Consider the following 23,975-nt stretch of genomic DNA (forward strand, 5'->3'; position numbering starts at 1 on the left):
AGGGAGAAACGGCACATGCCAACAGCCTCGTCATACCATTCAACGACAGCCCGCCTCGAACCGCCGGTCGCGCGCCCGCAAGCGGTTTCGGGAGCACAGCCATGAGCGACATCACTGCACAAGGCTTGAAGCCTCGCCTGCGACGCGCGATACGCCGCGTCGGTCGTTGGCCGTTCGTGGGTCGGTTCGCCCGAATCGGCGTGGCCATCATCCGGGGCCCGCAACTACTTGATGCCTGCGCGCAGTTGACGCAGGCGCACGTACACCTCGCCGACGCACAGGCGCAGTTGTACGAGCGGCAAGCGCAATTGTTCGTGGACAACGAGCGCTTTGCGGCCTTTTTCCATCATGAGTTCCCCAAGATTCTCGAAGCGCTGTCCGATATCAATCACCGGCAATCCAGGAGCGCCGCGGAGCAGGAATCCCTCGCGCAATCTGTTCCCGTGGCACTGCGCGCCATTCGACGAGACATCCATGAAGTCAACGCGAAACAGGACCAGAAAACCTCCGAGTTGTCGAACGCGGCCAGCTATCTGTTCGGGCGGGTGGAGTTCGTTCGACGCGAACTGCTGTATGAGGTCCGCTATGGCGCCTCGGCGCAACACCGCGCAGGCGAAAAGCTCGAAGCAACCACCCAGATACTGGCCCCGGAAAAGCTGAAGGACGCGAGGAGAAAGGGCCTCAGGCTCAATCTTGGCTGCGGGCATGTTCCGCTCGATGGCTACCTCAATGTCGATCGGCGCGCACTCCCAGGCGTGGATCTCGTTGCGGAAATCGACAACCTGCCATTCCAGGACGGGGAAATTTCGGAAATCCACTCCGCCCATGTCCTCGAGCACTTTCCACAAGAACAACTACGTCGATCGCTGTTGCCCTATTGGCAGGGTCTGCTGCGGACTGGTGGAACGCTGCGCGCCGTGGTGCCGGACGCAGAGGCGATGATGGACCACTATTCGCGCGGCGAATATCCATACCAGTCGCTTCGAGAAGTCACTTTTGGTGGCCAAGACTATGAGGGCGACTTCCACTTCAACATGTTCACCCCTGCGTCGCTGACCGAACTGTTGGAAGAAGCGGGATTCAAGAATGTGCGCGTGGTTGAACGCGGTCGCCGGAACGGCGAATGCTACGAATTCGAGATCGTGGCCACGAAACAGGCGGATTCGCCATGAATTCACCGAGCATCGCGTCATCCCCGCACCGTCCCTCCATATCGATCGTCATCAACACCCTGAACCGAGCCTCCAACCTGCAGGCCACCTTGGAGAGCTTTCGCTGGCTCCGCTATGCCGGGGCGTTCGAAGTCATCGTTGTCAACGGACCCTCGACCGACAATTCGGAGGAAGTCATCGAGCGATGGAGCGGGTCGATACGCGCTGCGCGCTGCCCCGTCGCCAACCTGTCCGTGTCCAGAAACATAGGAATCTGCATGGCGCGCGGGCAGATCGTCGCGTTCATCGACGATGACGCCATACCCGAACCGGAGTGGCTCGAACAGTTGGCGTCGGCCTACGACAACCCGATGGTCGGCGCGGCCGGTGGCTTCGTGTTCGACCATACCGGCTACTCGTTCCAGTATCGGTACTGCCTGGTGGACCGGTTCGGCAATGCCGACCTGACGCCTTCGGGCGCAATGCCTGACCTCTGCTTTCCCAAGAGCTACCGCTTTCCGCATCTGCTCGGCGCCAACTCTTCGTTCCGAACCGAAGCCCTCATTGAAATCGGCGGGTTCGACGAGGAGTATGAGTATTTCCTCGACGAGACGGACGTCTGCCTGCGCATGGTGGATGCGGGCTATCTGATCGCACAGTTGCCCAACGCCTATGTTCACCACAAATTTGCCCCCAGCAGTCTGAGAGGCGCCAACCGTGTTGCGCGCAATCGCTACCCGATCATCAAGAACAAGGTCTATTTCTCGCTCAAGCATGGGCGGGAGTTCCATTCAATGGAACGGGTGCTCAAGGAGCAAGCCGACTTCATCCAGCACCAACGCGACGAAATGACGTGGGCCGCGTCCAATGGGCTGATATCGCAAGGCGAACACGAAGCCTTTCAGACGGACATCGATCGTGCGCTCACCGTGGGCCTGCAGCGAGGCATGGAAGGCGCCAAGCCCGACATGATGCTCACGGCCGCGAAGCGTCAGCAATGGGCGGGGGATTTCCGTCGGTTCCATCCCCTGCGCGAGACGGACTCGTCGACCCTCGTCCTGATTTCCAAGGACTTTCCACCGGGCCACGGGGGCGGGATCGCGACTTTTACCAAGGATCTCGCCGAGGCCTACGCCGCGCGCGGCAACATCGTTCACGTCATCACGCAAAGCCCGGACGTCAATCGCGTCGATTTCGAAAACGGCGTCTGGATCCATCGCCTCGTTCCGAGACAAATGGAGCGCCCACCGGCTGCGGTCGCGCTGCAACTGCCACAACACATCTGGGATTGGTCAGCGGTGGCGCACGAGGAGACAGCCCGTATCGCAAGCCACCGCCGCGTTGATGTCGTGGAAGCGCCGATCTGGGATTGCGAAGGAATTGCCTTCCTGCTGGATCGTCGCTGGGCGCTCACGACCAGCCTTCAGACGACACTCCATTTCTGGCTCGAATCCCACCCCGAGCACAGAAATGACGCAACTTGGATGGCCGCCTTCGGAACGCCCATGCTCCGTGCGGAGCGAGCGTTGATGCTTGGGTCGGATGCCGTGCGATCCATCAGCGACGCCATCCGGTCCGCCATCGAGGCGGCGTATGACATGCGCTTTCAGCCCGACACACTCAAGGTGCTCCCCTTGGGCCTTGCACGTCAGACACCCAGCGCAGAATCACCGACGGATGGCGTCTGTACGGTGCTTTTCGTAGGCCGTCTCGAACACCGGAAGGGCATCGATGTGCTCCTGCGGGCAATCCCACGAGTCCTGGAACGCGCGCCCGATGTGCGATTCCGGATCCTCGGCGACAACACGATCACGGAACCGGACGGCTACAACCCTTCGCAAGAGTTCGAGAAGAGTGACGAGGGCCGGCGATGGAAGGAAAAGGTCGCCTTCGAAGGCCGGGTGACTGACAAGCAATTGCGCAGCGCCTACGCCGGCTGCGACATCTTCGTCGCCCCGAGTCGGTTCGAATCCTTCGGATTGGTGTTCCTCGAAGCGATGCGCGAGTCAAAGCCCGTCATTGGATGCGCCATCGGCGGCATGCCGGAGATCATCCGACACCAGCAAACCGGACTCTTGATCAAGCCCGGAGATGCGGACGAACTGGTCGCGGCGTTGCTCGAACTCATCCGCTCACCGGAGTCCAGAAATCGACTCGGGCAGGCCGGACGTCGCGTCTTCGAGGAGCGATTCACCGCCGCGCGAATGGCAGAGGTCAGTGTCGATCTGTACCGGTTGGCGCAAGCAAACTTCCGGAAATCCGGCGAATGAGGATCTCGTACATCAACAGCGTGTGTGTCCGTCATGACGCCATCTCCAATGCCATTCGCGACGAACTCGGCTTCCTGAATGACGCGGGCTGCAGGGACGTACATCTCTATGCGCAGGCCTGCGACTATTCCGAGCTGCCGCACACCCGCGTCGACCGGGTCTCAGACATCGCGCTGAGTCCGCATTTTCAAGCGAGTGACATCGTCGTCTTCCATTTCGGCGTGTACTACCCGCTGTTCGACCTGCTTCCGGCCAGCCCCAAGAACTCGAAACGGATTGTCGTTTTCCACAACATCACACCGAAGGAGTTCGTTCCTTCCCGTGACCACTGGCTGATCGAGAAGTCCTTCGTCCAGTTGGACAACATCCGGTGGGCGGATCGCGTGGTCTGCGACAGCACCAGCAATCTGCGCGTTCTCGAAGATCGCGGCATCACGACGGACGCGGTGGTGGTGCCGCTGGCACTCCACTCAGCGCTGGCCGCGCCCGAGACCAAACCCAGCTTCGGCGACGACCAGATCCGCATCGCGTTCGTCGGCCGCTTCACTCGCGCCAAGGGACCTCATGATCTTCTTGTCGCCATCGAGCGCGTCCTGTCACAAGAACAAAGTGATTCTGCTTTGCCAAGACGGGTCCGTCTCGATCTCGTCGGCAATCTTCAGTTCTCGGACCCATCGCTGCTTGTTCAGCTGGATCACGACATCAGTCGGCTACGCGCATCCATCCCGCAACTCGAAATCCATTTGCAGGGAAATGCGTCGGATCACGTCAAGCATTCGATCCTCGGGTCCGCGGACATCTTCGTGCTGCCCACCTACCATGAGGGTTTCTGCGTTCCCATCATTGAGGCCATCGCGAGCGGCTGCAGCGTCATCGCCTACGGAAACTCGAATGTTCCGGCCATCTGCGGCGGTCTGGCTCGACTGGTGCAGACGGCTGACATCGACGCATTGGCCGGCGCTGTGGCATCCGGCATGGCGCAGGTTCGCGCGCATGACTGGCGTCAGGGCGAAGCATCGGGGTATCGCCGGTATCTGCACAACGCGAGAACGCACGTGGCGCAGTTCGCGCCAGTGGTTGTGGCGCGCCGATTCCTAGATGCCCTGTCGTTGGCATGAGACCGGATCGAAAAATAGTGTGAAGCACGCCTATAAGCCGGATTCTGTGCATCGGCGCTCTTTCGAGACGCCGATGTGACCGCCATTACTCTGGGCCGCCTGTCACCAGACGGCTCGGTGCCACCTACCCGCCAGCTCTGCGGAACCACATCGACGCTGGCCTACTTGGTGTTGCTGCGCGCAGAGATTGCCCGTTTCACCCGACCGGAGTTGCCCCCGCTCGACTCGTCTCTGTTGCTCTGATCCTCACCTCGCGGTGGAGAGCCGTTAGCTCCTGCGCTGTCCTGTGCAGTCCGGACGTTCCTCCAGTGCGCTCTTTCGAGACATGCACCAGCGGCGGTCCGGCGTGCTTCACACGGGGATTATCGCCACAATGGCGCTCCCGTTCACTCATCGCTCAAGCCCGGGGCAAGCAACCATGAAAGCAGAAAACATCCTGCAGACCATCGGCAACACGCCGCACATCCGCGTCCAGCGCCTGTTCGGCAACGCGACCCAGCAGGTCTGGATCAAGTCCGAGCGTGCCAACCCTGGCGGCTCGATCAAGGACCGCATCGCCCTGTCGATGGTCGAAGATGCCGAGCGCTCGGGCGCGCTCAGGCCCGGCGGCACGATCGTCGAGCCGACCTCGGGCAACACCGGCATCGGCCTGGCGATGGTCGCGGCGGTCAAGGGCTACAAGCTCATCCTCGTGATGCCCGACAGCATGTCGGTCGAGCGCCGCCGCCTCATGCTCGCCTACGGCGCGACCTTCGACCTCACACCGCGCGAAAAGGGCATGAAAGGCTCCATCGCCCGCGCCGAGGAGATCGTCGCCGGCACGCCCGGCGCCTGGATGCCGCAGCAGTTCAACAACCCGGCCAACGTGGCGGTGCACGAGCGCACCACGGCCGAGGAGATCGCGGCCGACTTCCCCGAGGGCGTCGACGTGCTGATCACCGGCGTCGGCACCGGCGGCCACATCACCGGCTGCGCGCGGATCCTCAAGAAGAAGTGGCCGAAGCTCAAGGTCTTCGCGGTCGAGCCGGTCGCCTCGCCGGTGATCTCTGGCGGCCAGCCCTCGCCGCACCCGATCCAGGGCATCGGCGCGGGATTCATTCCGAAGAACCTCGACACCTCGCTGCTCGACGGCGTGATTCAGGTCGATGCCGAACCGGCGCGCGAGATGGCGCGGCGCTGCGCACGCGAGGAAGGCATCCTGGTCGGCATCTCGTCGGGCGCCACGCTGACCGCGATCGCGCAGAAGCTGCCCTCACTGGCGCCGGATGCGGTGGTCCTGGGTTTCAACTACGACACCGGCGAGCGCTACCTCTCTGTGGACGGCTTCCTTCCAGCATAAGAAACGGGCTCGCCGCGGGAGCGAGCCTTATGATTCGCACCCTGCTTGATAACCACAAGCCCACGACATGCTGCGAATTTCTGAAATCAAACTGCCGCTCGACCATGACGAAGCGGCCCTCTCTCACGCCGTCAACGCCCTGCTGGGCACGCCGCCCGGCGCGGTGAGCGCGATCAAGGTCTACAAGCGCAGCTTCGATGCGCGCAAGGTGCAACTGCTGCAGGTCTATATCCTCGATGTGGCCTTCGCGGACCCGGCGCTCGAAGCGCAGTTGCTCGCCCGGTTCGCCGAGAACCCCCGCGTGGCGCCGACGCCCGACATGGCGTGGCACCCGCCCGCCCAGGCCCCCGCCGGGCTCGCACTGCGTCCGGTGGTGGTCGGCTTCGGCCCCTGCGGCATCTTCGCCGCGCTCGCGCTTGCGCAGATGGGCTTCAAGCCGATCGTGCTGGAGCGCGGCAAGACGGTGCGCGAGCGCACGAAGGACACCTGGGGCCTCTGGCGCAAGGGCGTGCTGAACCCCGAGTCGAACGTGCAGTTCGGCGAAGGCGGCGCCGGCACCTTTTCCGACGGCAAGCTCTACAGCCAGATCAAGGACCCGCGCTTCCTCGGCCGCAAGGTGATGGAGGAGTTCGTCAAGGCCGGCGCGCCGCCGGAGATCCTCTACGTCGCGCATCCGCACATCGGCACCTTCAAGCTGGTGAAGGTGGTCGAGAACATCCGCGAGCAGATCATCGAACTCGGCGGCGAGATCCGCTTCGAACAGCGCGTGACCGACGTGCTGGTCGAGGACGGACCGGACGGCAAACACTTGCGCGGCCTGACGGTGCTCGACCAGCGCACCGGCCAGACCAGCGAACTGCGCGCCGACCAGGTGGTGATGGCGCTCGGCCACAGCTCCCGCGACACCTTCGCGATGCTGCACGAGCGCGGCGTCGACATCGAGGCCAAGCCCTTCTCGATCGGCTTTCGCGTGGAGCATCCGCAGGGCCTGATCGACCGTGCGCGCTGGGGCCGACATGCCGGGCATCCGCTGCTGGGCGCGGCCGACTACAAGCTGGTGCATCACGCGAGCAACGGGCGATCGGTCTACAGCTTCTGCATGTGCCCCGGCGGCACCGTCGTCGCGGCGACGAGCGAGCCGGGCCGTGTCGTGACCAACGGCATGAGCCAGTACTCGCGCAACGAGCGCAATGCCAACGCCGGCATCGTGGTGGGCATCGAGCCGAGCGACTACCCGGGCTGGGAAGACGGCCGTACCGGTTCGCCGCTCGCGGGCATCGAGTTGCAGCGGTCGCTGGAATCGAACGCCTACGTGCTCGGCGGCAGCAACTACCGCGCGCCGGGGCAGCTGGTGGGCGACTTCATTGCGGGCAAGCCGTCGACTGCGCTCGGCAGCGTCGAGCCGTCCTACAAGCCGGGCGTGACGCTCGGCGATCTGCACGCCGCACTGCCCACCTACGCGATCGAAGCGATGCGCGAAGCCTTCCCGGCCTTCGGCCGCAAGATCAAGGACTTCGACCTGCACGACGCGGTGCTGACCGGCGTCGAGACGCGCACCTCGTCGCCGATCCGGATCGGGCGCGGCGACGACTTCCAGAGCCTCAACCTGCGTGGCCTCTACCCGGCCGGTGAAGGCGCGGGGTATGCGGGCGGGATTCTGTCGGCGGGCGTCGACGGTCTGAAGGTGGCCGAAGCGGTGGCGCGGACCATCGCCGCGCAAGCCGCCTGAACGAAAAAAGCCGCCCGAAGGCGGCTTTGGCTTTGTCGAGCGGGCCCTTTGATCAGGCCTGCTGCGAAGCTTGCAGCGCAGCAATGCGCTGTTCGATCGGCGGGTGCGTCGCGAACAGGCTGCCCAGCTTGCCGGTGATACCCATCGCCTCGACCGACTTCGGCAGCTCGCCCGCAGGCAGGCCACCGAGGCGGGCCAGTGCGTTCACCATCGGCTGCTTGCGGCCCATGAGCTGCGCGGAGCCTGCGTCGGCACGGAACTCCCGCTGGCGCGAGAACCAGGCGACGACGATCGCGGCGGCGAAGCCGAGCACGATGTCCAGCACGATCGTGGTCACGAAGTAGCCGATGCCGGGACCCGAGGAACGGTCGTCGCCGCGGCGCAGGAAGCTGTCGACCGCATAGCCGATCACGCGCGAGAGGAACACGACGAAGGTGTTCATCACGCCCTGGATCAGCGTCATCGTGACCATGTCGCCGTTGGCGACGTGCGCGATTTCGTGGCCGATCACGGCCTCGACTTCCTCGCGGGTCATGTTCTGCAGCAGGCCGGTGGAGACCGCGACCAGCGACGAATTCTTGAACGCACCGGTGGCGAAGGCATTGGGCTCGCCTTCGAAGATGCCGACCTCCGGCATGCCGATGCCGGCCTTGTCGGCAAACTTCTTGACCGTCTGAACGATCCAGGCCTCATCGGGCGACTGCGGATCGTTGATGATGCGAACGCCCGCCGACCACTTGGCCATCGGCTTGCTGATCAGGAGCGAGATGATCGCGCCGCCGAAGCCCATGACGAGCGCAAAGCCCAGCAGCGCGCCAAGGTTCAGCCCATTGGCGGTGAGGAAGCGATTGACGCCAAGCAGGCTCGCGACGATGCCGAGCACCGCCACGACCAGGACGTTGGTCAGCACAAACAGAAGGATGCGTTTCAAGTTGATTTCTCCGTGAGGCAAACGTGGCACAGATGGGGGCCGGACCGGCCCGCTTCAAGCTGCGCCGCCGTCGCAGGGACTGGGGGTTGGACTTCGTTCTGCGTCCCTGCGTGGACGAAAGACTTCCGAATCATCATAGAAGGAAAAGTTCTCGTTTTGAACGCACCAGCCTGGCACACCGAGCACCGGCAACGGGGTGAAAGGCTTGGTCGCCAGATGCGCAGGGTGGAGCGAAGCGGCAATGGTCGCATCGTCCAAAGCGCCCGATGTCATTTCCCCCGGCGCGATGAGGACATGGGCGGTTGCCGCCTTGCGCGGCACGGTCAGCTTCTCGAGCAAGGCATGGCCGAAGACGAGCAATCGCGCCTCGCGCCACAACGGTCGATGCGTGACGAAAAGGCCTCGCCAATCGCGGGCGCGCAAGACATCCCACAGCGGCTTGGGCGCATCGAGCACGGCGCCGTTCTCGTCGAACAGCGTCAGCGCATCGCGCAGCGGCCCGCGCGTGGCGCCGATTCCGTCACGCGCGATCTCGGCGGCCTGCAGTTCGTTGAGTCGCCGCTTGCTTTCGGGATAGTGCAGCCAGACCAACCCATTGAAGAAGTCGTGCAGGTTGTCGCGCGTGGGGACGCACGCGGTTCGATGGATGAAGGCTTCGTAGGCCTCGCCCGGCGGCGCGCTGTCCCCGGGCACGAACCGCAGCGGGCCCGAAGCCAGCGCGATGGATGCCGATTCACCCGAGAGCGCTTCGCTGACGCTGGTACCCTGCGCCACCTTCGCAGCGACGTTCGACACGCGCGCAGCGTAGGTCGCCATCCAGGGCGCGCTCGTATCGAAGCCCCAGACGTCGGCGGATGCGCTCACGACCGCATGGGGCCGACGTACTGCACCTTGTTGGGCGTCTTCTCGGGTGTCAGCAGGAACAGCTCGGGATGCTTCTTGAACAGCTTCGGCGAGCTCGCGCTCTTGCCCAGGAGCTTGGCGGCGCGCAGCCGTTCGGCAGCCAGATTGAGTTCGACCTTGTTGCCCGTCGCCAATTCGACCACCGCGTCGAGGATGCGAACCACCTCGTCGGGCAGATCCGGAACACTTGGCGCGGGTGGCGGAGCGACCTTGGCCCGTCGGGTGCGCTTGGCCGGCACGGCCTTCTTCGGAACCTGGTGATGCAGGAGATCGACGAAGCTGTCGTAGATCGCCACGGTGTCATCGCCCGTCTTGCCCTGCTGGCCGATGCCGCAGACACGGCAGCCCTTCTCGCGCAGCCTGATCACCAGCGGCGCGAAGTCCGAATCCGACGACACCAGCACCACCACATCCGGCCGCTCGGCGATCACGAGGTCCATGGCATCGACCGCCATCGCGATGTCGGTGCTGTTCTTGCCGGCGGAGATGTTGACCATCGGCCGCACCGAGAGGCGCTTGAAGAGACCGTGCTGCTTGAGCGCCGTCTCCACGTTGCAGTACGCCCGCCGCACATGGATGCTGCCGTATTCGGCCTTCGTGAGTTGCACGGCCTGCTCGATCACGTCAGCCGATACGTTGTCGGCGTCGATCAGCAGGGCCACGCACAGCGGGGCGTTCACACCATTCTCCAGCCGACGGTTTCACCGCCGCGCAGCGGCTTCAGCGTTGCATCGCCGTAGGGCACGGTCTCGGGCACGGTCCAGTTTTCGCGGCGCAGGGTGACGGTGCCCTTGTTGCGCGGCAGGCCGTAGAAGTCCGCACCATGAAAGCTCGCGAATCCTTCGAGCTTGTCGAGCGCGCCGGCCTTGTCGAAGGCTTCGGCGTACAGCTCCAGCGCGGTGAGGCCGGTGTAGCAGCCCGCGCAGCCGAGCGCATGCTCCTTGAGGTGCGCGGGATGCGGCGCGCTGTCGGTGCCGAGGAAAAAGCGATCACTGCCGCTGGTGGCCGCTTCGACCAGCGCGACGCGATGCGTCTCGCGCTTGAGCACCGGCAGGCAGTAGTAGTGCGGCCGGATGCCGCCGGTGAAGATCGCGTTGCGGTTGTAGAGCAGATGGTGCGCGGTGATCGTCGCGGCGGTGAAGCGGCTCGCGTCGCGCACGTAGTGCGCGCCTTCCATCGTCGTGAGGTGTTCGAACACCACCTTGAGTTCGGGAAAGTCGCGGCGCAGCGGAATCATGACGCGGTCGATGAACACCGCTTCGCGGTCGAAGAGGTCGACCGCCGGATCGGTCACCTCGCCGTGCACCAGCAGCAGCAAGCCGTGCTTCTGCATCGCTTCGAGCGTCGCGTAGGTCTTGCGGATGTCGGTGACGCCGGCATCGCTGTTGGTCGTCGCGCCGGCGGGGTAGAGCTTGAGGGCACGCACGCCGGCGTCGGCAGCGCGCTGGATCTCGTCGGGCGGCAGGTTGTCGGTGAGGTAGAGCGACATCACCGGCTCGAAATCCGTGCCGGCAGGCACCGCGGCGCGGATGCGCTCGCGGTACGCCACGGCCTGCTCGGCGGTGGTCACCGGCGGACGCAGGTTCGGCATGATCAGCGCGCGGCCGAACTGGCGTGCGGAATGCGGGACCACGGCTTCGAGCGCGGCGCCATCGCGCACATGCAGGTGCCAGTCGTCGGGGCGGGTGATGGTGAGGGTGTCGACGGGGCTGTTCATGGGGCCGGATTGTCCCATCGCGCCGCCCCGGCGCCTGGAAACAAATGTTCAGTCGTTCGACGCGAAGACGCGGCTCAGCACCGAGCGACGCCGGGGCGCGGGCGCGGCCGTGATCTGCGCCGCCTTGAACTGCGCGTAGGCGGCGCGCTCCGCGTGCAGCACGGCTTCGAGCGCTTCGAGGCTGGGACGGTCGTACGCCCACATGCCGCTGACCGCGAAGTGCGCTTCCTTGCCGCGAAGCGGCTTCGGCGCGACCTGGACGTTCCGCGCGCCGATGCTCTGCAGCAGGTCCGCGCGGGCTTGCGCCAGATAGGCCTGCCGGCCCTCGAAGCCGTCGATGTCGCGGCCCAGCATGATCTCGATGCCACTGATCGCCTCGTAGGTGGTGGCCACGAAGTTGACCACTTCCGCGATGACGAGCTTCGCGATGCGTCTGGCCAGGAAGTCCGCCTGATTGGTCGCCTCGAAATCGCCCAGCAGGATCTCGTCGCCTGTAGCCGCAAGCACGACCGTTCGTACGATTCCCACGCTGGCAGCACCGTCCAGCACCTCGATCGGCGTGCCGAGCACGTACGCATCCGACCCAGGGCTCCTCATCGTCAGGTTTTCGAAGCTCATGCCTGCGATGCTACTGGAGAGGCGCCTCGGACCCTGGCGAGGATGAAATCGATGAAGGTGCGCGTGGCCCGCGTGTGCTGCCGGTTGGGCATGTAGAGCATGTACATCTGCGTGCCGAAGATGCTGAGCCGCCAGTCGTCGAGCGTGGTCAGCACATCGCCGCGCCGCACGTCGTCGTTCATGAGGTAGTCGGGCACGAGGCCGATGCCGAGCCCCGCAAGGATCGCTTGCCGCAGGAAAAGGAAGTTCTCCGAGATCAGCGTCGGCTCCAGCACCACTTCGCGTCGTTCCTCGCCCTGGTAGGCCGCGACGCGCAGCTGGCGCCCGATGACCGCGGCAGTGACCACCGGCGCGGACTGCAGTTCGTCGAGTTGCATCGGCAAGCCGTGCTGCGCCGCGTATTCGCGCGACGCGCAAGCGACGTAGCGCACCGGGCCGAGATCGCGCGCGACGAGGTTCTGTGGCGGCTCCGGGATCACGCGGATCGCGATGTCGACTTCGTCGCGCAGCAGGTCCTCGATGCGGTTCTCGAACAGCACGTCGAGCACGATGCCCGGGTACTGGCGCTTGAAGTCGATCAGCCATTCGGACATCACGATCTGCCCGTAGCCGCTCGGCACGCTCAGGCGGACCCGGCCGAGCAGGCTCTGCCCGAGGGTGGTGACCGACTCGCGTGCCGCCGCGAGCTCGCTCTGGATGGCAAGACCGTGCTGGTACAGCCGCAGCCCGATCTCGGTCGGCTCCGCGCGGCGCGTGGTGCGGCGCACGAGCTGGGCGCCCACCGAACGCTCCAGCTGGTTCAGGTGGTAGCTCACGTTCGCACGGGTCATCTTGAGCCGGCGCGCGGCCTCGCTGAGGTTGCCGGCGTCCAGGATTTCGACGAGGAGAGTGAGCGATTGCAGATCCATGCAAGCCCGATTCTGTCAAAAATTCTTTGACAGTCTGTCAATCGCGAATGCAATTGTCAAAGGCGCCCGCGAGCCCAAGAATCCGAGGTTCACCCTCAAGGAACCGTTCTGGTTCGCGCCCTCGGAGACACACTGCATGGCTTCCCCCGCTTCTTCCACGCCCTCATCCACGTCTTCTCCCGTCAGCTTCCGCCGCGATGGCGATGTGTTCGTCGTCACCATCGACAACCCGCCGGTCAACGCGCTCGGCGTCGACGTCCGCCGCGGCCTCGTCGCCGCGATCGAAGCCGCAGAGGCCGATGTCAACGCGGCCGCAGTGCTGATCGTGGGCGCGGGCCGCAACTTCATCGCCGGAGCCGACATCCGCGAATTCGGCAAGACGCCGCAGCCGCCGTCGCTGCCCGAGGTCTGCAAGCGCATCGAGGACTGCAACAAGCCGGTGGTGGCCGCGATCCACGGCGCGGCGCTCGGCGGCGGGCTGGAGATCGCCCTTTCCGCCCACTACCGCCTCGCGGTGCCCTCGGCCAAGCTGGGCCTGCCCGAAGTGGCTCTCGGCCTGATCCCCGGCTCCGGCGGCACGCAGCGCACGCCGCGCCTGATCGGCGTGAAGCCCGCGATCGAGCTGATGCTGAGCGGCCGCCATGCGGGCGCCAAGGAAGCCCTCTCGCTCGGCCTGATCGACCGCGCAGGCGTTGGCGCCGATGCCTTCGCAGAAGGCCTCGCCTACGCGAAGGAACTCATCGCCGCCAAGGCCCCCGTGCGCCGCACGCGCGACGCGCAGGCACTGGCCGATGCCACCGCGAGCCGCGCCGCGCTCGACGCCGCACGCGCCGACACCGCGAAGAAGAGCCGCGGCCTGTTCTCGCCGATGAAAATCGTCGAAGCGGTCGAGGCCGCGCTGACCCTGCCCTTCGATGAAGGCATGGCGCTGGAGCGCAAGCTGTTCCTGCAATGCATCGACAGTCCGCAGCGCGCCGGACTCATCCATGCGTTCTTCGCCGAACGCGAAGTGCTGAAAGCACCCGAGACCAAGGCCGCCAAGCCGCGCCCGCTCGATTCGGCCGGCATCGTCGGCGGCGGCACCATGGGCGCGGGCATCGCGGTGTCGATGCTCGACGCGGGCATCCCGGTCACCATGATCGAGCGCGACGACACGCAGCTCGCGCGCGGCCGCGCCAATGTGGAGAAGGTCTACGACGGCCTGATCCAGAAGGGCCGCATGACGCCCGAAGCCAAGGCCGCCGTGATGGCGCGCTTCACCGGCTCGACCTCGTACGACGCACTGGCGAAGGTCGACATCGTGGTCGAAGCAGTGTTCGAGGAGATGGGCGTCAAGAAGGCCGTCTTCGCCGAGCTCGATCGCGTGTGCAAACCCGGCGCCGTGATCGCCACCAATACCTCGTACCTCGACATCGACGAGATCGCCGCGAGCATCTCGCGCCCGCAGGACGTGGTGGGCCTGCACTTCTTCTCGCCGGCCAACATCATGAAGCTGCTGGAGATCGTGGTGCCCGCGAAGGTCAGCGCCGACGTGGTCGCCACCGGCTTCGAGCTCGCGAAGAAGCTCAAGAAGGTGCCGGTGCGCGCCGGCGTGTGCGACGGCTTCATCGGCAACCGCATCCTCGCGGTCTATCGCCAGGCGGCCGACCACATGATGGAAGACGGCGCCTCGCCCTACCAGATCGACCAGGCGGTGCGCGACTTCGGCTACCCGATGGGGCCGTTCCAGGTGTCCGATCTCGCCGGCGGCGACATCGGCTGGGCCACGCGCAAGCGCAAGGCCGCGACGCGGGATCCGAAGGCGCGCTACGTGCAAGTGGCCGACCGCATCTGCGAGCGCGGCTGGTTCGGCCAGAAGACGCAGCGCGGCTACTACCTGTACCCCGAAGGCGCGCGCACCGGCCAGCCCGACCCCGAGGTCCTCGCGATCATCGATGCCGAACGCGAGCGCGCGGGCATCACGCCACGCAGCTTCACTGACGAGGAAATCATGCGCCGCTACATGGCCGCGATGATCAACGAAGGCGCGAACGTGGTGCACCAGCGCATCGCGCTGCGCCCGCTCGACGTGGACGTGACCTTCCTCTACGGCTACGGCTTCCCGCGCCATCGCGGCGGCCCGATGAAGTACGCCGACACGGTGGGCCTGGCCAAGGTGCTCGCCGACATCCGTGAATTCGAGAAGCAGGACCCGCTGTTCTGGAAGCCCTCGCCGCTGCTGGTCGAGCTGGTCGAACGCGGCGCCGATTTCGCAAGCCTCAATCAATCCGAGTAATCACAGGTCCCAGGAGACATTCCCATGCGCGAAGCCGTCATCGTTTCCACCGCCCGCACACCGCTCACCAAGGCGCATCGCGGCGAATTCAACATCACGCCCGGCCCCACGCTGGCCGCCTTCGCAGTCAAGGCCGCGGTGGAGCGCTCGGGCCTCGACCCGGCGCTGATCGAGGACGCGATCCTCGGCTGCGGCTACCCCGAAGGCACCACCGGCCGCAACATCGCGCGCCAGGCGATCATCCGCGCCGGCCTGCCGATCTCGATCGCCGGCACCACCGTGAACCGCTTCTGCGCCTCGGGCCTGCAGGCGATCGCGATCGCCGCCGGCCGCATCGTGGTGGACGGCGCCCCGGCCATGATCGCGGGCGGTGTCGAGAGCATCTCGCAGATCCGCACCCGCAGCGCCACCGACAGCGGCGACAGTGGCATGGACCCGTGGATCGTCGAGCACAAGCCCGCGCTCTACATGGCAATGATCGAGACCGCCGACATCGTCGCCCAGCGCTACGGCATCAGCCGCGAGGCGCAGGACCGCTTCTCCGCCGAGAGCCAGCGCAGGACCGAAGAGGCGCAGATCGCCGGCCGCTACAAGGACGAGATCGTCTCGTGCACCACCACCATGGCGGTGACCGACAAGGAGACCAAGGAAGTCACCTACCGCGAGGTCACCGCCACCGAAGACAACTGCAACCGCCGCGGCACCACCTACGACGCGCTCGCGAAGCTCAAGCCGGTGATGGGCGAAGACAAGTTCATCACCGCCGGCAACGCCTCGCAACTGTCCGATGGCGCCTCGGCCTGCGTGCTGATGGAAGCGAAGGAAGCCGAGCGCGCCAACCTCAAGCCGCTGGGCGCTTTCCGTGGCTTGGCGGTCGCCGGTTGCGAGCCCGACGAGATGGGCATCGGCCCGGTCTTCGCGGTGCCGAAGCTGCTCGCGCGCCACGGCCTGAAGGTTCAGGACATCGACCTGTGGGAACTCAACGAGGCCTTTGCTTCGCAGTCGATCTACTGCCAGGACAAGCTGGGCATTCCGTCGGAACGCCTCAACGTCAACGGCGGCGCGATCTCCATCGGCCACCCCTTCGGCATGACCGGCGCGCGCCTCGCGGGCCATGTGCTGATCGAAGGCAAGCGCCGCGGCGCGAAGTACGCGGTGGTCACGATGTGCATCGCCGGCGGCATGGGCGCTGCGGGCCTTTTTGAAATCTATTGAGGAGTCCGCCGTGGACCTGAACTTCACACCCGCGGAAGAAGCCTTCCGCGACGAGGTGCGCGCCTTCCTGGCCGCGAAGCTGCCCCAGCGCCTGTCCGACAAGGTCGCGACCGGCAAGCACCTGACCAAGGCCGACATGCAGGAATGGCACGCCATCCTCAACGAGCGCGGTTGGCTCGCCAACCACTGGCCGAAGCAGTACGGCGGCCCGGGCTGGACCGCCGTCGAGAAGTTCATCTTCGAGAACGAATGCGCCCTCGCCCACGCGCCGCGCATCGTGCCCTTCGGTGTGAACATGCTCGGTCCGGTGCTCATCAAGTACGGCAACGAGGCGCAGAAGCAGCACTGGCTGCCGCGCATCCTCGACGGCAGCGACTGGTGGTGCCAGGGCTATTCGGAACCGGGCGCGGGCTCGGACCTCGCATCGGTCAAGACCTCCGCCGTGCGCGGACGCGACGCGCAGGGCGACCACTACATCGTCAACGGCCAGAAGACCTGGACCACGCTGGGCCAGCATGCGGACATGATCTTCTGCCTGGTGCGCACCAACAAGGACGCCAAGAAGCAGGAAGGCATCAGCTTCCTCCTGATCGACATGAAGTCGCCGGGCGTGGATGTGCGCCCGATCATCACGCTCGACGGCGAGCATGAAGTCAACGAGGTGTTCTTCTCCGATGTGCGCGTGCCGGCCGAGAACCTCGTCGGCGAGGAAGACAAGGGCTGGACCTGCGCCAAGTACCTGCTGACCTACGAGCGCACCAACATCGCGGGCGTGGGCTTCTCGGTTGCGGCGATGGAGCAGCTCAAGGTCATCGCCGCGAAGCAGAAGAAGAACGGCCGACCGCTCGCCGAAGACCCGGCCTTCGCGGCGCGGATGGCGAAAGTCGAGATCGACCTGGAGAACATGAAGACGACCAACCTGCGCGTGATCGCGGCGGTGGCTGGCGGCGGCGTGCCCGGCGCGGAAAGCTCGATGCTCAAGATCCGCGGCACCGAGATCCGGCAGGAGATCTCGTCGCTCACGCGGCGCGCGATGGGCGCGCAGGCGCGGCCCTTCGTCGCCGAGGCGCTGGCGGAAGGCTTTGCCGGCGAGGCGTTCAGCCCCGCGCCGGCTGCGGCGGCACGCTACTTCAACAACCGCAAGCTGTCGATCTTCGGCGGCTCGAACGAGATTCAAAAGAACATCATCTCCAAGATGATCCTGGGCTTGTGAGCATCGGAGGCCGATATGAATTTTGAACACACCGAAGACCGGCGCATGCTCGCCGACAGCCTGAACCGCTTCATCGCGGAGCAGTACGGATTCGAATCGCGCAATCGCATCGCGCAATCGAAGGAAGGATTCAGCCAGCAGATCTGGCAACAGTTCGCGGAGCTGGGCGTGATCGGTGCCCTGTTCAGCGAGGCCGATGGCGGCTTCGGCGGTGCGGGCTTCGACGTCGCGGTGGTCTTCGAGGCACTGGGGCGCGGGCTCGTGGTGGAGCCACTGCTGGGTGCCGTGATGGCCGGCGAGGCGATCTCTGTCGCGGGCAACGCCGCACAGAAGGCGAAGCTCGCGGACATCATGAGCGGCGCCACCATCGCCGCCTTCGCAAATGACGAACCCGAATCGCACTACGAGCTGTCGCGCGTGCAGACGCGCGCCGAACGCAGCGGCGACGGCTGGGTGCTCGATGGCGCGAAGGCTGTGGTGCAGCAAGGCGAACAGGCCAACCTCTTCGTGGTCTCCGCGCGCACTTCGGGCGGCATGGATGACGAAGCAGGCATCTCGCTGTTCCTCGTGCCGGCGAACACCCCGGGACTCAAGGTGCGCGGCTGCCCCGCGATCGACGGCGGCCGTGTGGCGGAGCTGACGTTCGACAACACGAAGGTCGGCGCGGATGCATTGCTCGGCGCCGAAGGCAAGGGCTTCGAAGCGCTCGAACGCGCCGTCGGACGCGGCGTGCTCGCGCTGTGCGCCGAAGCGCTCGGCGCGATGGAATCGGCCAAGGACGCCACGCTGGAGTACCTGCGCACCCGCAAGCAGTTCGGCGTGTTCATCGGCAGCTTCCAGGCGCTCCAGCACCGCATGGCCGACCTGCTGCTGGAAATCGAGCAGGCACGCTCGGCCGTCATCAACGCGGCGGCGGCGATGGATTCGGACCGCGTCACGCGCGAGCGCGCGCTGTCGGCCGCGAAGTTCAGCATCGGCCGCATCGGCACGCTGGTCGCGCAGGAGAGCATCCAGATGCACGGCGGCATCGGCATGACCTGGGAGCTGCCGCTCGCGCACTTCGCCAAGCGGCTGGTGATGATCGACCACCAGCTCGGCGACGAAGACCACCACCTGCAGCGCTTCATCGAGCTCGGCCGGGAACTGGCGCAATGACCATCGGATCGACCGAAGCGCAGGGAAGCGCCGAATCGGCTCCCGGCATCGATGCCTTCCTGGCCAAGCAGAAGCCCGACTTCACCGGGCTGAAGAGAAAGTCATGAGCGCGAACGGCGAACCTCGTCTGCCTTTGTCCGGCGTGCGCGTGCTGGACCTGTCGCGCGTGCTGGCCGGCCCAATGTGCGCGCAGGCGCTCGGCGACCTGGGCGCCGAAGTCATCAAGATCGAGCACCCCGCCCGGGGCGACGACACGCGCGACTGGGGCATCCGGGTCGGCTCGCGCAACACCGCCTACTTCAACAGCGCGAACCGCAACAAGCAGTCGCTGGGCGTGGACCTGCAAAAGCCCGAGGGCCAGCGCATCGTGCGCGAGCTCGCGAAGAAGAGCGACGTGGTGATCCAGAACTTCAAGTTCGGCGGCATCGCGAAGATGGGCCTGGACTATGAATCGCTGAAGGCCGTCAATCCGAGCATCGTGTACTGCTCGATCACCGGCTACCGCAGCGATGGCCCCGAGGCGACCCGCCCCGGCTACGACCTCGTGGTGCAGGGCGAGGCGGGCCTGATGGCGCTCAACGGCGAGGAAGGCCAGGGGCCGCTGAAGTTCGGAGTGGCGGCCGTGGACATGTTCACCGGCATGTATTCCGCGCAGGCCATCCTCGCGGCGCTGTTCGATCGCCAGCGCACCGGCCAGGGCCGGCATGTGGAGATGGCGCTGTACGACTGCGGCCTGATGATCACCGCCTACTACGGCATGGAGGCGCTGCTGATGGGCAACGACCCGCCCAAGTACGGCAATGCGCATCCGTCCATCGTGCCCTACGGCGTGTTCGACGCGGCCGATGGTCCGCTGGTCGTCACCGTGGGCAACAACGCGCAGTTCCAGCGCTTCTGCACCGACGTGCTCGACCGGCCCGACCTCGCGACCGACGAGCGCTTCGCGACCAACATCGGCCGCTCGCAGAACCGCCACGCGCTGCTGCCGGAGCTGCGCACCGAACTCGGCCGCAGGCCGCGCGAGCTGCTGTTGACGCGCCTGACCGCGGCAGGTATTCCGTGCGGCGAGGTGCTGGGCCTGCTGGAAGCGCTGCAGTCGCCGCGTTCCGCCGAAGCGGGCCTCGTGGCCGAGCTGCCCAATCCCGAGACCGGCCGCGTGCAGGTGCTCGCGCCGCCGTACCGCATCGACGGCCAGCGGCTGCCCGTGCGCGCCGCGCCGCCCCTGCTCGCGCAGGATACCAATCAAGTGCTCGGCGGCCTGCTGGGCATGGATGCCGGGACCATCGCCGCGCTGCGGCGAGACGGGGTCTTGTAGGAGCTCTCCCCAGGCTCGCGCACTTCGTGGCCCCGGGGAATTGAACTGAACTGGAAAACCGATGAAATTCGCAAACTTCACTCGCCGAGGCGCTCTGGGCATGGCTTTCGCCACGCTGGCCGTTCTCTCCGCTGTTCCCGCCATGGCACAGGAGTGGCCCTCGAAGCCGATCAAGTTGATCGTGCCCTTCCCGCCAGGCGGCCCGACCGACACCGCCTCGCGCGTGGTCGGCCAGAAGCTGGCCGAGCGGCTCAAGCAACCCGTGGTGGTGGAAAACCGCGCCGGTGCTTCCGGCACCATCGCGGCGCAGTTCGTCGCCAAGAGCGCGCCCGATGGCTACACGCTGATGATGCTCGCCACGCCCACGCTGCTGGCACCGCATCTGTACAAGGCCGCGGGCTATGACATGCTGAAGGACTTCGCGCCAATCGCCACCGTGTACGACCTGCCGATCGTGGTGGTGGTGAACCCCACGGTGCTGCCCGACGTGAAGACGCTGCCCGACCTGATCGCGAAGGCGAAGACCGATGGCGGCAAGCTCAACTACACGAGTTCGGGCCCGGGCAGTTTCGGCCACCTGACGATGGAGATGCTCAAGAGCCTCGGCGGCTTCGACATGCAGCACATCGCCTACAAGGGCGGCACGCCGGCCGTGACCGACCTGCTGGGCGGCCAGGTGCCGGTGATGTATGCGGACCTCGTGGCCGCGCTGCCGCACATCCAGGCCGGCAAGCTGCGCGCGATTGCCGTGGGCTCACCGCAGCGCATCGTCCAGTTGCCGAACGTGAAGACCATCGCGGAGCAGGGCTTCAAGGGCTTCGACGCCGTCTCCTGGGGCGGCCTGCTGGCACCCGCGGGCACGCCCAAGCCGATCGTGGATCGCATCAGCACCGAGGTGAAGCAGATCCTCGCCGACAAGGAGGTCCAGGAGCGCCTGGTGAAGGCAGGTGCGGCGGCCGCGTTCGGTGACCCGACGCAGATGGCGAGCCGCATCCGCACCGATTTCGACAAGTGGGGCAAGGTAATCCGCGATAAGCAGATCGCCGTCAACTAGCCGAAGCAAGGAGTGAGGTCATGAAGATTCACCTGCAGCGCTACATCGCGCTCGGCCATCCCTGAGAGAGCCTCGTCATGAGCACGAACCATCCGCCCATCGCGGCGCCCTTCACTGCATCGTTTCCGATCCGCAGCGTGGCCGACATCCGCAGGCTGGAGGAAACGCCGCTTGGCGAAGCGCTCACGGTGCGCAGCACCTACGAGATCTTCCGCAACTCGGCAGCCGCCTTCGGCGACAAGACCGCGCTGACCTTCCTGCGCACCGGCAATCCGGACGACGCGCCGATCCGCTGGTCGTATGCGCAGCTGATGAACGGCATCCACCAGACCGCGAACCTGCTGCACCGGCTCGGCGTCGGGCCGGACGATGCGGTCGCGATCCTGCTGCCGGGCTGTCTCGAATACCACCTCGCGCTGTGGGGCGGCGCAGCGGCCGGCATTGCGCAACCGCTCAATCCGCTCCTGACGGACGAGAAGCTGGTCTCGCTGATGAAGGCGGGCCGCGCGAAGGTGCTGATCGCCTACGGCAACGATGTCGAGTCCGGCATGTGGTCGAAGGCGATGCGCCTGCGCGAACAGGTGCCCTCGCTCACCACTGTGCTTCGCGTCGCGCCGCACGACGAGGCGCCGGGCAGCACTGGCCCGCTGCCCGCTGGCGTGCAGGACTTCCTCGTGGAGCGCGCGAAGGAACCTGACGATCGACTGGTGAGCGGACGCGACATCCAGGCCAGCGACATCGCCGCGTACTTCCACACCGGCGGCACCACCGGCGCGCCCAAGCTCGCGCGGCACAGCCACGGCGCGCAAGTCTTTACCGCGTGGGCCAGCATCAAGCTCACCGGCCAGAGCGCCAAGGACACCTCGATCAACGGCTACCCGCTGTTCCATGTCGCGGGCGTGCTGCCGGCTTCGCTGGCGCTGCTGTCGGCGGGCGTGGAAATGATCATCCCGACGCCATCGCTGCTTCGCAACAAGGAGGTGCTGGCGAACTACTGGCGGCTGGTCGAGAAGTACCGGGCGACTTCGCTCTCGGCGGTGCCCACGGTGCTCGCGGCCCTGGCCAACGTGCCGCTGGCCGGCGCGGACATCTCGTCGATCAACTACTGCCGCACCGGCGCGGCGGTGCTGCCGCCCGAACTGGCGGCGCGATTCGAGCGGCTCTTCGGCCTGCATGTGCACGAGAGCCTCGGCATGACCGAGATGGCGGGCATTTCCACCATCACGCCGCCGGGCGTGAACGGACCCGCGGGCTGCGTCGGCTTCCGGCTTCCCTACTCGCAGATGCGCATCGTGGCACTCGACCAGAACGGCAACGCGAGCGATCGCGACCTGCCGGCCGGCGAGCAGGGCATGGTGCTTTTCAAGTCGCCCAATGTGTTCTCGGGCTTCGTCGATCCGGCCGACACCGCGAAGGCGTTCACCGCCGACGGCTGGCTCGCGACCGGCGACCTGGGCTGGCTGGACGAAGAAGGGCGGCTCAATCTCTCGGGCCGTTCCAAGGACCTGATCATCCGCAGCGGCCACAACATCGATCCCAAGGTGATCGAGGATGCGCTCGGCGCGCATCCCGCGGTGCAGCTGTGCGCCGCGGTGGGCGCGCCCGACGCCTATGCGGGTGAACTGCCGGTGATCTTCGCGACGCTCGTGCCCGGCGCATCGGCGACCGAGGCGGAGCTGCTCGCCTTCACCGGCGAACGCGTCGATGAAGCGCCCGCCAAGCCCAAGTCGGTGATCGTGATCGAGCACATGCCGATGACCAACGTCGGCAAGATCTACAAGCCCCAGTTGCGCGCGATGGCCGCGCGCAGGGTGGCGGCGGCGATCGTCGACGAAGCCTGTGCGTCACTCGGCCTCGGCGATGCGGCGCGGCCGCAGGTCGAGGCGGATGGCGAAAGCGCGCTCAAGGTCGTCGTCAATACAGCGGCCGTCGGCGCCCAGGCCGCGCCATTGCACGCGCAACTGCAGCAGGTGCTGGGACGCCTGCCTTTCAAGACGCAGGTGGTCCTGCAATAGCTGCGTCAAACAATCTTCCGGAGACAAGCCATGAACAGATCGATTTCCAGCCGCCGCGCGTGGCTGCGGGCAGCAGCGTGCACGGTCGCGCTGTGCGGCAGCCTCGCGTCCGTCCACGCGCAGACCTACCCGACCAAGCCGATCAAGCTGGTCGTGCCCTTTCCGGCCGGCGGCGCGACCGATGTGCTCGCCCGCGTGATCGGCGAGAAGATGGCGGCCAGCATGGGCCAGCCGGTCATCGTCGACAACAGGGCCGGCGCGGCCGGCATCATCGGCACCGACGCGGTCGCCAAGGCCGCGCCCGACGGCTACACCATCGTGCTGTCGCTGAGCAATTCACTGCTGACCAACCAGTTCCTCTACGAGAAGCTGCCCTACGACCCGCAGCGCGACCTGACGATGGTCTACCAGATCGCGGCAGCGCCGCTGGTGCTGGTGGTGCACCCGAGCGTGCCGGTCAAGACCGCCCCCGAACTGCTCAAGTACGTCAGTGCGAACAAGGGCAAGGTCGCCTATGGCTCGTACGGCATCGGCGCCTATCCGCACCTGGCCGGCGCGCACATGAGCCTGACCCAGCAGGCCGACATGAACCACGTGGCCTACAAGGGCGAGGCGCCGATGATCACGGACCTGATCAGCGGCCAGATCCAGATGGCCTTCGCGAGCGCGCTGGTGGCCAAGCCGCACATCGAGGCCGGCAAGCTCAGGGCCATCGGCGTGAGCGGCGAGCGTCGCATGAGCGTGCTGCCGAACGTGCCCACGCTGGCCGAGCAGGGCCTGAAGGACGAGGCCTACCGCGTCACCGGCTGGCTCGCGATCGCGGTGCCGGCCAAGACGCCCCAGCCGATCGTGCAGCGCATCGCGGATGAGGTGCGCAAGGCGACGCAGCAGCCCGACGTGCAGACGCGCATCGCGGCCATGGGGTTCGAGGTGAAGGACAGCTCGCCCGAAGCCTTTGCCGCCGCCTACAAGCAGGAGCGCCCGGTGTGGGAGCGCCTCATCAAGCAATCGGGCGCGAAGCTCGAATGAGTTTTTCAATTGAAGGAGTG

At 66.1% G+C, this 23,975-nt stretch carries 19 protein-coding genes and 1 other RNA gene; 13 read left to right on the forward strand and 7 right to left on the reverse strand.

Translation table 11 applies throughout. The annotated features are described in order from the left end of the window. The first annotated feature begins 101 nt into the window (after positions 1-101). The 3 genes from BLW05_RS16930 to BLW05_RS16940 are packed head-to-tail and all read left to right on the forward strand — an operon-like array spanning position 102 to position 4,539. Positions 102-1,172 (forward strand): class I SAM-dependent methyltransferase, encoded by a 1,071-nt coding sequence (locus tag BLW05_RS16930; RefSeq protein ID WP_093164353.1) that lies wholly within the window; start codon positions 102-104, stop codon positions 1,170-1,172. Then, entirely contained in the window at positions 1,169-3,421 is a 2,253-nt protein-coding gene (locus BLW05_RS16935) for a glycosyltransferase (RefSeq protein ID WP_177142687.1), read from the forward strand. The genes BLW05_RS16930 and BLW05_RS16935 overlap by 4 nt, the downstream gene beginning before the upstream one ends. Then, a complete protein-coding gene (locus BLW05_RS16940) occupies positions 3,418-4,539 on the forward strand; it encodes a glycosyltransferase family 4 protein (RefSeq protein WP_093164357.1) in 1,122 nt (373 codons plus the stop codon). Before BLW05_RS16935 ends, BLW05_RS16940 begins: the two co-directional genes overlap by 4 nt. 17 nt (positions 4,540-4,556) lie before the next feature. Here the strand turns inward: BLW05_RS16940 and rnpB are convergent. Beyond that, positions 4,557-4,892, reverse strand: an RNA gene (gene rnpB, locus BLW05_RS16945) — RNase P RNA component class A. A gap of 65 nt (positions 4,893-4,957) precedes the next feature. On the opposite strand from rnpB, the gene cysK reads away from it, so the two are divergent. Both cysK and BLW05_RS16955 read left to right on the forward strand, forming a co-directional pair. Further along, the gene (cysK, locus tag BLW05_RS16950; protein ID WP_093164359.1) at positions 4,958-5,878 is read left to right on the forward strand and encodes a cysteine synthase A; all 921 of its coding nucleotides are present in this window, start codon (positions 4,958-4,960) and stop codon (positions 5,876-5,878) included. 67 nt (positions 5,879-5,945) lie between these two features. Next, entirely contained in the window at positions 5,946-7,607 is a 1,662-nt protein-coding gene (locus BLW05_RS16955; RefSeq protein WP_093164361.1) for an NAD(P)/FAD-dependent oxidoreductase, read from the forward strand. Positions 7,608-7,659: 52 nt separating this feature from the next. Here the strand turns inward: BLW05_RS16955 and htpX are convergent, their stop codons facing one another. Genes htpX through BLW05_RS16985 form a run of 6 tightly spaced genes read right to left on the reverse strand, consistent with a single transcriptional unit; the run spans position 7,660 to position 12,684 of the window. Further along, positions 7,660-8,538, reverse strand: a complete 879-nt coding sequence (htpX, locus tag BLW05_RS16960; RefSeq protein ID WP_093164363.1) for a protease HtpX — start codon at positions 8,536-8,538, stop codon at positions 7,660-7,662. A gap of 54 nt (positions 8,539-8,592) precedes the next feature. Next, positions 8,593-9,354 (reverse strand): DUF3025 domain-containing protein, encoded by a 762-nt coding sequence (locus BLW05_RS16965; RefSeq protein ID WP_093164581.1) that lies wholly within the window; start codon positions 9,352-9,354, stop codon positions 8,593-8,595. Positions 9,355-9,398: 44 nt separating this feature from the next. Further along, entirely contained in the window at positions 9,399-10,121 is a 723-nt protein-coding gene (locus BLW05_RS16970) for an NYN domain-containing protein (RefSeq protein WP_093164365.1), read from the reverse strand. Continuing rightward, a complete protein-coding gene (gene pyrC, locus BLW05_RS16975) occupies positions 10,118-11,158 on the reverse strand; it encodes a dihydroorotase (protein ID WP_093164367.1) in 1,041 nt (346 codons plus the stop codon). Before pyrC ends, BLW05_RS16970 begins: the two co-directional genes overlap by 4 nt. 48 nt (positions 11,159-11,206) lie before the next feature. Continuing rightward, on the reverse strand, positions 11,207-11,776 hold the full coding sequence (locus BLW05_RS16980) for a hypothetical protein (protein WP_093164369.1): 570 nt from the start codon (positions 11,774-11,776) through the stop codon (positions 11,207-11,209). Continuing rightward, positions 11,773-12,684 (reverse strand): LysR family transcriptional regulator, encoded by a 912-nt coding sequence (locus BLW05_RS16985; RefSeq protein ID WP_093164371.1) that lies wholly within the window; start codon positions 12,682-12,684, stop codon positions 11,773-11,775. Before BLW05_RS16985 ends, BLW05_RS16980 begins: the two co-directional genes overlap by 4 nt. Positions 12,685-12,820: 136 nt before the next feature. On the opposite strand from BLW05_RS16985, the gene BLW05_RS16990 reads away from it, so the two are divergent. From BLW05_RS16990 to BLW05_RS17025, 8 genes are all read left to right on the forward strand, one after another. Further along, entirely contained in the window at positions 12,821-14,959 is a 2,139-nt protein-coding gene (locus BLW05_RS16990; RefSeq protein WP_093164373.1) for a 3-hydroxyacyl-CoA dehydrogenase NAD-binding domain-containing protein, read from the forward strand. Positions 14,960-14,983: 24 nt separating this feature from the next. After that, positions 14,984-16,174, forward strand: a complete 1,191-nt coding sequence (locus BLW05_RS16995; protein ID WP_093164375.1) for an acetyl-CoA C-acyltransferase — start codon at positions 14,984-14,986, stop codon at positions 16,172-16,174. 10 nt (positions 16,175-16,184) lie between these two features. Then, on the forward strand, positions 16,185-17,387 hold the full coding sequence (locus tag BLW05_RS17000; protein WP_093164377.1) for an acyl-CoA dehydrogenase family protein: 1,203 nt from the start codon (positions 16,185-16,187) through the stop codon (positions 17,385-17,387). Positions 17,388-17,402: 15 nt separating this feature from the next. Next, a complete protein-coding gene (locus BLW05_RS17005; RefSeq protein WP_093164379.1) occupies positions 17,403-18,542 on the forward strand; it encodes an acyl-CoA dehydrogenase family protein in 1,140 nt (379 codons plus the stop codon). A gap of 103 nt (positions 18,543-18,645) precedes the next feature. After that, the gene (locus BLW05_RS17010) at positions 18,646-19,857 is read left to right on the forward strand and encodes a CaiB/BaiF CoA transferase family protein (RefSeq protein ID WP_093164381.1); all 1,212 of its coding nucleotides are present in this window, start codon (positions 18,646-18,648) and stop codon (positions 19,855-19,857) included. A 61-nt stretch (positions 19,858-19,918) separates the two neighbouring features. Next, positions 19,919-20,911, forward strand: coding sequence for a Bug family tripartite tricarboxylate transporter substrate binding protein (locus tag BLW05_RS17015; RefSeq protein WP_093164383.1), 993 nt, complete (start codon positions 19,919-19,921; stop codon positions 20,909-20,911). Between the two features lie 77 nt (positions 20,912-20,988). Next, positions 20,989-22,926 (forward strand): acyl-CoA synthetase, encoded by a 1,938-nt coding sequence (locus BLW05_RS17020; RefSeq protein ID WP_093164385.1) that lies wholly within the window; start codon positions 20,989-20,991, stop codon positions 22,924-22,926. Positions 22,927-22,956: 30 nt separating this feature from the next. Next, positions 22,957-23,955 carry a Bug family tripartite tricarboxylate transporter substrate binding protein gene (locus BLW05_RS17025; RefSeq protein WP_093164387.1) on the forward strand — a complete coding sequence of 333 codons (999 nt, stop codon included), beginning with the start codon at positions 22,957-22,959 and terminating at the stop codon, positions 23,953-23,955. Positions 23,956-23,975: the final 20 nt, after the last annotated feature.

Origin of the sequence: Variovorax sp. YR216 (assembly GCF_900107745.1) — a bacterium.
Lineage (GTDB): Bacteria > Pseudomonadota > Gammaproteobacteria > Burkholderiales > Burkholderiaceae_C > Variovorax.

What these genes read in the sequence shown, in the direction of transcription:
- BLW05_RS16930 (WP_093164353.1), top strand. Translation starts at nt 102, where the DNA reads ATGAGCGACATCACTGCACAAGGCTTGAAGCCTCGCCTGCGACGCGCG.
- BLW05_RS16935 (WP_177142687.1), top strand. Translation starts at nt 1,169, where the DNA reads ATGAATTCACCGAGCATCGCGTCATCCCCGCACCGTCCCTCCATATCG.
- BLW05_RS16940 (WP_093164357.1), top strand. Translation starts at nt 3,418, where the DNA reads ATGAGGATCTCGTACATCAACAGCGTGTGTGTCCGTCATGACGCCATC.
- cysK (WP_093164359.1), top strand. Translation starts at nt 4,958, where the DNA reads ATGAAAGCAGAAAACATCCTGCAGACCATCGGCAACACGCCGCACATC.
- BLW05_RS16955 (WP_093164361.1), top strand. Translation starts at nt 5,946, where the DNA reads ATGCTGCGAATTTCTGAAATCAAACTGCCGCTCGACCATGACGAAGCG.
- BLW05_RS16965 (WP_093164581.1), bottom strand. Translation starts at nt 9,354, where the DNA reads ATGGCGACCTACGCTGCGCGCGTGTCGAACGTCGCTGCGAAGGTGGCG.
- pyrC (WP_093164367.1), bottom strand. Translation starts at nt 11,158, where the DNA reads ATGAACAGCCCCGTCGACACCCTCACCATCACCCGCCCCGACGACTGG.
- BLW05_RS16980 (WP_093164369.1), bottom strand. Translation starts at nt 11,776, where the DNA reads ATGAGCTTCGAAAACCTGACGATGAGGAGCCCTGGGTCGGATGCGTAC.
- BLW05_RS16985 (WP_093164371.1), bottom strand. Translation starts at nt 12,684, where the DNA reads ATGGATCTGCAATCGCTCACTCTCCTCGTCGAAATCCTGGACGCCGGC.
- BLW05_RS16990 (WP_093164373.1), top strand. Translation starts at nt 12,821, where the DNA reads ATGGCTTCCCCCGCTTCTTCCACGCCCTCATCCACGTCTTCTCCCGTC.
- BLW05_RS16995 (WP_093164375.1), top strand. Translation starts at nt 14,984, where the DNA reads ATGCGCGAAGCCGTCATCGTTTCCACCGCCCGCACACCGCTCACCAAG.
- BLW05_RS17005 (WP_093164379.1), top strand. Translation starts at nt 17,403, where the DNA reads ATGAATTTTGAACACACCGAAGACCGGCGCATGCTCGCCGACAGCCTG.
- BLW05_RS17010 (WP_093164381.1), top strand. Translation starts at nt 18,646, where the DNA reads ATGAGCGCGAACGGCGAACCTCGTCTGCCTTTGTCCGGCGTGCGCGTG.
- BLW05_RS17015 (WP_093164383.1), top strand. Translation starts at nt 19,919, where the DNA reads ATGAAATTCGCAAACTTCACTCGCCGAGGCGCTCTGGGCATGGCTTTC.
- BLW05_RS17020 (WP_093164385.1), top strand. Translation starts at nt 20,989, where the DNA reads ATGAGCACGAACCATCCGCCCATCGCGGCGCCCTTCACTGCATCGTTT.
- BLW05_RS17025 (WP_093164387.1), top strand. Translation starts at nt 22,957, where the DNA reads ATGAACAGATCGATTTCCAGCCGCCGCGCGTGGCTGCGGGCAGCAGCG.